A 9753-nucleotide genomic window follows, 5' to 3' on the forward strand; every position below is an offset into this window, starting at 1 on the left:
GGACTGTTCAGCAACGCTGAACAGTCCACGCCCGCGAGCCGGGTCAGGGGCGGAGGCGGACGACCGAGGGGTCGTGGTCGCTGGACTGGTCGTGGAACTCGGAGTTGATGTGCACGATGTCGTACTCCACGCTGCCCGCGCCCGGGCTGGTCAACACATGGTCGAGAACCTGTGAGTTGCCGTTGAAGACGTAGCCGTAGTGCTCGTCGCCGGGCAGCTCGTCCATCGGGCTGGTGAGGGCGCCGCCGTCGCGTATCGCGTCCAGGCTGGGGGAGAAGGGGAAGTCGTTGAGGTCGCCGGCCACGACGACGGCCGCGTCCGGGTCGACGGACTCCACCTCCTTGACGAAGGAGTTGACCAGCTTCGCCTGCTCGACCCGCTGCGGTTCCGAGTGCCGTACGGGCGGCTGGAGACGTCCCTCCATCGGCTCGTCGCCCTCCAGATCGCCGCCGCCCTTGGAGCTGAAGTGGTTGGCGACGACGAAGACCTGCCGGCCCCGGAAGCGGAACTCCCCGGCCAGCGGCTTGCGGCTCGCCTTCCACGCGTCGTCCTGGGGCGCCACCCGCCCCGGGTTGGCGGACAGCGCCGGAACGCCGTCCTTCTCCGTCACCTTCACCGGCGTGCCGGCGTCGCCGCCCGCGCGGTCGGCGAAGGAGACCCGGCCGGGGTTGTAGAGGAACGCGACGCGTATGTTGCCGCCGGGCTGGCCGCCGTCCGCCTTGTCCTCCGGGCTGATCTGCCGCCACTCGTACGCGGGACCGCCCGCCTTCTTGATGGCCGCGGTCAGCTGGTCGAGGGTCTTGTCGGCGGCGACGGTGCCGTCGTCGTCCGGGCCGGTGTTGTCCTGCACCTCCTCAAGGGCGACGATGTCGGGGGAGGCGAGGTTGTGCACCAGAGCCTCGGCGAGGCGGGTGAACTTGGCCGGGTCGGTCTGCGGGGAGAGGTTCTCCACGTTGTAGGTGGCGACGGAGAGCTGGCCCTCGCGCTGCTTGCGGGTCTTCTCCCGCTTGAGCTTGTTGTCCTTCAACTCGCCCAGTGTGGTGGCCCGTACGGTGTAGCCGCCGAAGTTGTCGTAGTCGAGCGGGCCCGCGGTCGTGCCGCGAAGCGCGTCACCGACGTCGGCCTCGGGGAAGGGGCGCTCGTCGAGCGGGAGCAGCGAACTGACCTTGAGCCGGGCGCCGTTCTGCTGGTCGTAGCCGCCGTAGAGGGTGCCGCCGCGCGGAGTCGGGTTCTCGTCGGGGTCGGCGGTCACCCACAGCTCGTGGAACCTCGAGGTGGGTCCCGTCACGGGGGCGTTCCTGAGCTGGGTGCGCATGCCTTCGAGCGACTCGTAGAGGTCGAGGGCGTAGTCGCCGGGACGCAGCGGCAGCGACTCGATGCTGCGGCCGTCCCCGCCCTCCGGCGCGTACGCGTCCGGGACGCGGTCGGCGTTCAGGCGTACGGCGCGGGGCAGCCGCTCGCCCCTGGCCCGCACCGTCCAGGCCGCCTTGGTGAGCTGGGTGACCGACTGGCCGGCCCCCTTCTCGCCGCCGGGGTAGAACTCGCTGACGTCGCCGGACACCAGTACGGAGTCGCCGGTCGCGACGTCGGGGGTCTTCGCGGCGGTGTAGACGAAGATGCCCTCGCTGGTGGCCGGGTCGCGGTCGGGTCTCGGGTCCTGCAGCCAGAAACCGCGGGCCTTGCCGAAGCCGCGCACGGCGGTGACGACGCCGGGCACGTCGGTGACGTGGCGGCCCGCGAAGGGGGATATCCGGGTGCTGCCCTGGATGTCGTGGAGGCGGGCCTTCTCGGCCGGGCCGTCGGCCGCCGAGGAGGAGGGCAGCACGAGCAGTGTGGAGCACAGCGCCGCGACGGTGAGTGCCGAGGTGCGGGCGAGACGAGACGACAACGGTGCCTCCGGAGGGGTAGCGAACGGTGGTCGGGGCATTCTCTACGCGCGTAAAGTCTGGTCTCGAAAGCCCAGTTGTCAAGAAGATGACGGCCTTCTCGTCCGGGCTGTGATGCGACCGCGGCGAGCCTGCCGCACCGTCCGGGACCGGTGCCGGGGGTGACCGGCGCACGATTCGGGCAGCGGCGGGCAGATCCCGTCTACGCTGGGGGCCCGCACGTCGCGATCCGCAGTATCCGTAGGAGTTGAGCACGCTGATGTCCGGTGACATGTCCGTTGAGGACCGTCCCGCCCTGCCGCCCGTGCGGCTGCCCTCCGACGCCGACTTGGCCAGGGAGGCGCTCGCCGCACCGCTCTTCGCGTGGGCCGCGAAGCTGGCGGGCTGGGCCGACGGCGGGGTGCCCGTCGGTGCCGGCGGTGAACTCCTCGCCGGCCGGCTGGCGGAGGCGGTCGAGCAGATCGGCCTCTCCGGCGACGAGGACGGCCCGGCCCACGCGGCACAGGCCTGGCATCTGGCCATCGACATGGGCCTGCTGGACGTCGAGGAAGACGGGGAAGGGGACACCGAAGCGGGGGACAGCCTGACGGAGGAGCCGGTGGGCACCGCCCGCCCGGGCGAGGAGCTCGACCGGCTCAAGGGCGGCGGCAGCCCCGGCGACGTGCTCGACCTGTGGCAGGACGGACTGGAGAGCGTGCTCGCCGACGCCGCGACACCCAGTTTCGAAGACCTGCTCGGCGGCCTCGAAGACGTCACGGGCGAGGACGGAAAGATCGACCCGGACGCGATCGATCTCGACGCCCTGGACTGGAACCCGGAGGAGGAGGCCGACTTCCTCGACAGCGCCCTGGGTAACCTCTATCTCTTCACCGCCACCGACCAGGCCGTCTCGGCCGGCGCGATGGTGCCGCTGCCGGTACTCGCCGCGTCGATGACCATCCCCGACGACGTGGAGGAGCCGACCGACGACGTACTCGAAGAGGTCTCGGCGGCGATGATGAAGCTCGACGAGCAGTTCCGCATGCTCGCGCCGATCGGACTGATCGAATACCGCCCGGTGGACGAGGCGTTGACGGAGGAGACGGACGAGGACGGTGACCTGCCGGAGGGGCTGGACGACGAGGACGTCTCGCGGTACGGCATGGTGCGGCTGACCTCGCTCGGCGTCTACGGCGTACGGGCCCGTATCCGGGACGCGGGCATCGACGTGCCGGCCGTCGGTGACCTCGCCGAGGCCGACGCGGTCAAGCTGCTCGACGCGCTCCCCGCCTACACCGAGGAGAACGCGCAGGCGGAGATCGAGTCCTGGCTCGCCGCCCGTACGACCCTGCAGGCCGTCCGCGAACTCCTCGCGGCGGCACGCGGCACGGACGAGCAGGCGCCCGCCCGCAGGCTCGCCTGCCAGCAGACGCTCTCGTTGGTCGGCACGGAGGCGGAACCCGCGCTGCGCGACGTGCTGGAGGACCGGCAACTGGGCGGACTGGCACGGGTGTGGCTGGCCGAGCGCGGCGCCGCGAACGTGCCGCAGCCGGACGAGGAGATGGTCTTCTGGCTGACCGTCGACACGATCGCCGCGCAACTGGCCACGGCGGGTGAGGCAGCCGAACTCCAGGGCCTCGTACAGGGACTGGTCGACCAGCACAACGGCTTCTTCGACAAGGTGTGGAAGGTCGACCATCCGGCGACCGGCGACGTGCTGGAGGCGATGGGCCGCGTGCATCCCGTCAAGGAGACGGCGAAGGACGCCCGCAAGGCCGCCTTCAAGGCGCGCAGCCGGCTGGGCTGACCGTCCCCGCGGGGCGCGGGTGGCCGGACCGGCGGGGCGACCGGTGGTGGATCAGACCGCCCCGAAGTCGCCGTGCCGGCCCGCGCCTGCGGCGAAGCGGGCCGCGCCGTCCGCGGCCTGGAGCAACGGGGCCTGTCCGTGGCGGAGTTCGCGGGCCATCGCCTCCTCCTCGGTAAGGCCCTCCTGGTCGTGCACGGAGGCGAGGTCGCCGCGCAGACAGGCCTGCGGGAAGCGGGCCAGTCCGGCGGCCAGCTCCTCGGCGGCGGCGCGGGAGGTGCCGGGCGGGACGAGGCGGTTGGCCAGTCCGATGTCGTACGCCTCGCCGGCGGGGACCGGGCGGCCGGTGAGGATGAGGTCCATGGCCCGGCTGGTGCCGATCAGCCGGGGGAGGCGCACAGTGCCGCCGTCGATCAGGGGGACTCCCCAGCGGCGGCAGAAGACGCCGAAGACCGCGTCCTCCTCCGCCACTCGCAGGTCGCACCAGAGGGCCAGTTCGAGGCCGCCGGCGACCGCGTGGCCGCTGACCGCGGCGATCACCGGCTTCGACAGCCGCAGCCGGGTCGGGCCCATCGGGCCGTCGCCGTCCGGCTCCACCCGGTTGGCGCGGTCGGTGCCGATGGCTTTGAGGTCGGCGCCCGCGCAGAAGGTGCCGCCCTCGCCCCACAGGACCGCGACCCGCGCCTCCTCGTCGGCCTCGAAGGCCCGGAAGGCGTCGGCGAGGGCGGTGGCCGTCGCGCCGTCGACGGCGTTGCGTGCGGCGGGGCGGGAGAGGACGACGGTGGTGACCGGTCCCTGGCTCTCGGTACGTACGGTCACGCGGGCTCGGCCTCCGGCTGGGACTGGGACGGACGGGGGATGGGGTCCGGCGGTGCAGACCCTACCGCCGGACCGCCGGGCCCCATCCGCCCGCCGCCCTGCTCTGCGCTACTGCTCCGGGCCGAACCACACCGTCGTCGCGTTGCAGAACTCGCGGATGCCGTGTCCCGCCAGCTCCCGCCCGTAACCGGAGCGCTTGACGCCGCCGAAGGGCAGGCCGGGGTGGGAGGCGGTCATGCCGTTGAAGAAGATGCCGCCGGCCTGGAGGTCGCGGGTCAGCCGCTCCTGCTCGGCGGCGTCGCGGGTCCACGCGTTGGAGCTGAGGCCGAAGGAGGTGTCGTTGGCGAGCGTCACCGCCTCGTCCACGTCCGCCACCCGGTAGAGGGTCGCGACGGGTCCGAAGGTCTCCTCGCGGTGGATCCTCATCTCCTCCGTGATGCCCGTGAGCACGGTCGGCTCGTAGAACCAGCCGTGCTCGAGGAGCGGTGGCCGCTGTCCGCCGCACAGCGCGGCGGCGCCGCGCCGGGTGGCGTCGTCGACGAGCTCCTCCAGGTCCGAACGGCCCTGCGAGCTCGAGAGCGGCCCGACATCGGTGGCCTCCGCCATGGGGTCCCCGACCGTCAGGGTCGACATCCGGTCAACGAACCTGGCCGCGAACTCGTCGAAGACGTCGGTGTGCACGATGAAGCGCTTGGCCGCGATGCAGGACTGGCCCGCGTTCTGCACGCGGGCGGTGACGGCCGTCCGCACCGCCTTGTCCAGATCGGCCGACGGCAGCACCACATACGGATCGCTGCCGCCCAGCTCCAGCACCGTCTTCTTGACCTCGTCGCCCGCGACCGAGGCGACCGAGCGGCCGGCGACCTCGCTCCCGGTGAGGGTGGCGGCCACGACCCGCTCGTCACGCAGGATGCCCTCGACCGCCGCCGAGCCGACGAGCAGGGTCTGGAACGCGCCCTCCGGATACCCGGCCCGGCGGAAGAGGTCCTCCAGGTAGAGCGCCGTCTGCGGCACGTTCGACGCGTGCTTGAGCAGTGCCGTGTTGCCCGCCATGAGTGCCGGGGCGGCGAAGCGGACGACCTGCCAGAGCGGGAAGTTCCAGGGCATGACGGCGAGGATGGTGCCCAGCGGGCGGTAGCGCACGTACGCGCGGGCCGCGCCGGAGTCCTGGACGTCTCCGGGGGCGGGGTGCTCGTCGGCGAGCTGCTCCGCGGCGTGCTCGGCGTACCAGCGCATCGCCTTCACGCATTTGGCCGCCTCGGCACGGGCGGAGACCAGGGTCTTGCCCATCTCCGTGGTCATGGTGCGGGCGATGTCGTCCTGGTCGGCCTCCAGCAGGTCCGCCGCCCGGTTCAGGAGCGCGGAGCGCTGCGCGAAGTCGGTGCGGCGGAAGTCCTGGAAGGCGCTGTGGGCCCGGTAGAGCCGTTCTTCGATCTCGCCGACGTTGAATGCGTCGAACGTCTTGAGGGTCTCGCCCGTGGCCGGATTCACGGTGGCGATGGCCATGTGAAGCGCCTCCTTCTCGTGCCTGCTTCCGTGGCTGCTCGGTGGCTGCCCGGCGCATGCTTCGCGTACGTGCGGCGGAGTGCCGTGTCCCCTTTGCGGTACCCCGGATCCGCCGCGCTATGGCAGCGGGGGCGCGATGGAAGCCAGTCGCGCCCCGCACCCGCTCCCGAGCGCCCGTGCGCCCACGCGCCGCCCTACAGGGCGGCGCCGCCAGGCTTGATCATGCCGCGGACGGTACGCGAGTCCACGTACTCCCCGAGGGCGGTCATGTCCCACTCGCCGGAGAACTGCCGGACGAGCTTGCACATCAGCACCCCGGTGCGTGGCTCGGCGCTGCTGAGGTCGAAGCGGACCAGTTCCTGGCCGCTCCCCGCGTCGAGAAGCCGGCAGTACGCCTTGGCGACGTCGGTGAACTTCTGTCCCGAGTAGGAGTTGACGGTGAAGACCAGGCCGGTCACCTGCGGGGGGAGGTCACCCAGGTGGACGGTGATGGCCTCGTCGTCGCCCCCTCCCTCACCCGTGAGGTTGTCGCCGGAGTGCTGCACCATGCCGTTGAGGATCATGAGCTTGCCGAAGTAACAGGCGTCCAGTTTCTTGCGGTTGGCGTCATAGGCGATGACGGAGGCGTCCAGGTCGATCGCCTGGGCCCGCCTGCCCGCGCGATAGGCGGGCTCCCAGCCGAGGCCCATCCTGACGCTGCTCAGCATCGGACGGCCGCCCTTGACGAGCGAAACGGTCTGGTTCTTCTGCAGGCTGACCTTGCCCTTGTCGAGGTTGATCTTGCCGGGGGCGGCCGACGTTGCGGCGGGAGCCGCCGGAGCCTGCGCGGGTGGCGGAGTGGGTGCCGCCTGCGGGGTGGGCGCGGGGGCCGGGGCCGGAGCGGGCGCCGGTTCCTCCACCGTCACACCGAAGTCGGTGGCGATGCCGCCCAGCCCGTTGGAATAGCCCTGGCCCACCGCGCGCACCTTCCAGGCGTCCCCGCGGCGGTAGATCTCCACCACGACCAGGGCCGTCTCGGCGCCCAGTGGGGGCGGGGTGAAGGTGGCGACGACTCCCTGCGTACCGGCGTCCCGCACGGTGGCGGTCGGCTCGATGCCGGCGAAGGACGCGCCGGGGGCGTCCGGACTCGCCGTGACCACGATCTTCTGCACGTCGGCGGGCACCGCGCCCGTGTCCACGGTGATCGTGTCGGCGGCACCGCTGCTGTGGGTCACACCCGGAGCCGTCGGCTGGTTGTAGAAGACGAAGTCGTCGTCGGAGCGCACTTTGCCGTCGGCGCCGAGCAGCAGTCCGGATACGTCGAGCCGGGTCGGCGCGGTCACCTCCACCGCCACGCGTGCGGCGGTCAGCGGAAGATTCGAGCCGGAAGTCATTGCGGTCATGCCGGTCGTAACGAGCGGCGCCGCTTTGCGGTTCCTTTGCCGAGGTCGAGGTCGTCGCCGCCGGGCTCGTCGGAGCGGGCGCCGGCGTCGCCGGCCACGCGTCAGCGGCGGCGCTCGCGGGAGTGGCCGAAGAAGATCCGGTACGCGATCAGCAGCACCAGCGAGCCCGCGATGGCGGCCACCCAGAGCGCCGGGTCGACGAAGTTGTGGTCGACCGACCTGTCCAGGAAGGCCGAGGAGAGCCAGCCGCCGATGAACGCCCCGGCGATTCCGATGAGCACGGTGCCGAGCAGACCGCCCGGGTCCCGGCCCGGCAGGAGCACCTTGGCGATGGTGCCCGCGATCAGTCCCAGGATCAGCCAGCTGAGGATTCCCGAGTCCAGGAGATCGGAGACCGCGGAGTCGGTACCGGATCCGGCGACGAAATACATGATGGGCGAGCCCTCCCCGTGAACAAGCTGCGTGATCTGTCGTGGGTCCCATCATGCCCCCAACTGCCGTTTCAGTACGGGCTGATCGGCGGGCACCGGCGGACCGGGCCGCCGAGATCGAATGACCCGTCCGGGTGGTCCGCCGGCCCATGTCACATCCGCGCGGGCAGTCCCGTCGTATAGGTGTCAGCCGGAACGGCACAGACCCGCCCGTACGCAGGACGAAGGAGCATCACCATGGCCCGCATCTCACTCGATCCGCCGCGCAGCGTCTTTCTGCGCCTCGCCGTGTGGTACTCGCGGCGCAAGTACGGCAAGGTCCTCGACCCGGTCCTGGCCATGGGGCACAACCCGGCCGTGCTGAGTGCAGGTGCCCGCTACGAGCAGCGCATCGCCAAGTGGCGGGACCTGGACCCCGGACTCAAGCACCTCGCCGAGATGGTCTCGGCGGCCCGCATCGGCTGCTCCTGGTGTGTGGACTTCGGGCACTGGCTGGCCGAGGACCTGGGCATGCCCATGGAGAAGGTCCAGTACGTTCCCGCATGGCGGGAGCACCGGGAGCGCTTCGGTGAAGTGGAACTGCTGGTCATGGAGTTCGCGGAGGCGATGACCGAGACCGAGCCGACCGTGACCGACGGGATGGCGGAGCGGCTGATCACCGAGCTGGGGGAGCGGGCGTTCATCGAACTGACGGCGATCGTCGCCGTCGAGAACCACCGCTCCCGCATCAACGCCGCTCTCGGCCTCGTGGGCCAGGGTTTCTCCGACCAGTGCGCGGTCCCGCTGCGCCAGCGTGGATCGGCGTCCTCCTAGCAGCCGTTGCCGCCCTAACCGCTCCACGCCTCCTCCGCGACGACGGCGGTCACCGGCAACGGGCCATAGATGTGGGGGAACTCCTCCGCTCCGGGGGCCGGCGGCTCGTAGCGCAGAGGTGAGCGGAGCCGCTCGCTGTCGATGACGAGCACCACCAGCTCCCCCGGGTCGCAGTCGCCGTACAAGAGCGCTGCCACCTGGGGGAGTTGGTGCCGCAGCGAGCAGTGGACGAACCCCACCTCCGCCAGGGTGCGTCCGCGCGTGGACATCTCGTACGTGCCGGAGGCGCGAGCGGCCTCCCACAGGGAGCGTTCGGTGATGTGCAACAGCTCAGCCATGAGGCAACGTTACGACCCGTACCAGGTCGTTGGTTTGCGACGCCGTCGCGAAAGGCTTCACCGTCGCGCTCCTCCACGTCCACGAGAGCGTGCCGACCGTGCTTGACCTGCGAACCGCCGCCTGTCTCGCCGGCTGACACCGACCTTGACCCCTCTGTCGCGGCACTCCTAGAGTCCCCGGAGAAGTTCACTGACAGAGACGACGTTCAGTATGTCGAACGAGCTCTCTGTGCGGACGAGCACTCGGCAGGAGGAAAATTCGCGGTGGCAGCAACACCAGTGTGGAGCGTCGACCCCCGGACCGGAGAACAGCGCGAGCAGGTGGGCACGGAGGCCACGGCCGCCGACGTCGACGCGGCGGTACGCGCCGCCCACGCCGGCCGCGAGCCGCTCGCCGACCGCACCGTGCGGGCCGCCCTGCTCCGTGCCGCCGCCGGTCAACTGGACGCGGCGGGCGAGGAGATCATCGGCACCGCGGACGCGGAGACCGCGCTCGGGCGGCCCCGGCTGACCGGGGAGCTGGCCCGTACCACAGCCCAACTGCGCGCCTTCGCCCACGAGATCGAGGACGGCGGCTACCTCGGCGTCACCATCAACCACCGTAACCCGGACGCGACCCCGCCCTGCCCCGACCTGCGCCGGTACAAGATCCCGCTCGGGGTCGTCGCCGTCTACGCCGCCTCCAACTTCCCGCTCGCCTTCTCGGTGCCGGGCGGCGACACCGCGTCCGCGGTCGCAGCCGGGTGCCCGGTCGTGGTCAAGGCGCACGAGTCACATCCGCTGACCTCCCAGCTC

At 71.4% G+C, this 9753-nt stretch carries 9 protein-coding genes; 3 read left to right on the forward strand and 6 right to left on the reverse strand.

The features are described 5' to 3' along the window. Nucleotides 1–43: 43 nt before the first annotated feature. Entirely contained in the window at nucleotides 44–1927 is a 1884-nt protein-coding gene (locus tag ACRDP3_RS03690; protein WP_431515347.1) for an endonuclease/exonuclease/phosphatase family protein, read from the reverse strand. 230 nt (nucleotides 1928–2157) lie between these two features. Between ACRDP3_RS03690 and ACRDP3_RS03695 the strand changes: the two genes are divergently transcribed. Beyond that, nucleotides 2158–3672 carry a hypothetical protein gene (locus ACRDP3_RS03695; RefSeq protein WP_431515354.1) on the forward strand — a complete coding sequence of 505 codons (1515 nt, stop codon included), beginning with the start codon at nucleotides 2158–2160 and terminating at the stop codon, nucleotides 3670–3672. 51 nt (nucleotides 3673–3723) lie between these two features. On the opposite strand, the gene ACRDP3_RS03700 is transcribed toward ACRDP3_RS03695, so the two are convergent. From ACRDP3_RS03700 to ACRDP3_RS03715, 4 genes are all read right to left on the reverse strand, one after another. Next, nucleotides 3724–4488, reverse strand: a complete 765-nt coding sequence (locus ACRDP3_RS03700) for a crotonase/enoyl-CoA hydratase family protein (protein WP_431515348.1) — start codon at nucleotides 4486–4488, stop codon at nucleotides 3724–3726. Between the two features lie 108 nt (nucleotides 4489–4596). Further along, nucleotides 4597–5994 carry an NADP-dependent succinic semialdehyde dehydrogenase gene (locus tag ACRDP3_RS03705; RefSeq protein WP_431515349.1) on the reverse strand — a complete coding sequence of 466 codons (1398 nt, stop codon included), beginning with the start codon at nucleotides 5992–5994 and terminating at the stop codon, nucleotides 4597–4599. Nucleotides 5995–6188: 194 nt separating this feature from the next. Then, the gene (locus tag ACRDP3_RS03710) at nucleotides 6189–7367 is read right to left on the reverse strand and encodes a TerD family protein (RefSeq protein ID WP_431515355.1); all 1179 of its coding nucleotides are present in this window, start codon (nucleotides 7365–7367) and stop codon (nucleotides 6189–6191) included. Nucleotides 7368–7477: 110 nt separating this feature from the next. Beyond that, complete coding sequence (locus tag ACRDP3_RS03715) at nucleotides 7478–7807, reverse strand: GlsB/YeaQ/YmgE family stress response membrane protein (RefSeq protein ID WP_431515350.1); 330 nt, start codon at nucleotides 7805–7807, stop codon at nucleotides 7478–7480. A 237-nt stretch (nucleotides 7808–8044) separates the two neighbouring features. On the opposite strand from ACRDP3_RS03715, the gene ACRDP3_RS03720 reads away from it, so the two are divergent. After that, nucleotides 8045–8620: a carboxymuconolactone decarboxylase family protein gene (locus tag ACRDP3_RS03720; RefSeq protein ID WP_431515351.1), complete on the forward strand. Its 576-nt coding sequence runs from the start codon at nucleotides 8045–8047 to the stop codon at nucleotides 8618–8620. Between the two features lie 14 nt (nucleotides 8621–8634). On the opposite strand, the gene ACRDP3_RS03725 is transcribed toward ACRDP3_RS03720, so the two are convergent. Beyond that, nucleotides 8635–8958 carry a DUF952 domain-containing protein gene (locus ACRDP3_RS03725; protein WP_431515352.1) on the reverse strand — a complete coding sequence of 108 codons (324 nt, stop codon included), beginning with the start codon at nucleotides 8956–8958 and terminating at the stop codon, nucleotides 8635–8637. A 264-nt stretch (nucleotides 8959–9222) separates the two neighbouring features. Here ACRDP3_RS03725 and ACRDP3_RS03730 point away from each other — a divergent pair. Then, nucleotides 9223–9753 (forward strand): aldehyde dehydrogenase family protein (locus ACRDP3_RS03730; protein WP_431515353.1); only part of this gene is annotated, 531 nt, incomplete at its 3' end.

It is taken from the genome of Streptomyces sp. (genome assembly GCF_050698815.1).
Taxonomy (GTDB): domain Bacteria; phylum Actinomycetota; class Actinomycetes; order Streptomycetales; family Streptomycetaceae; genus Streptomyces.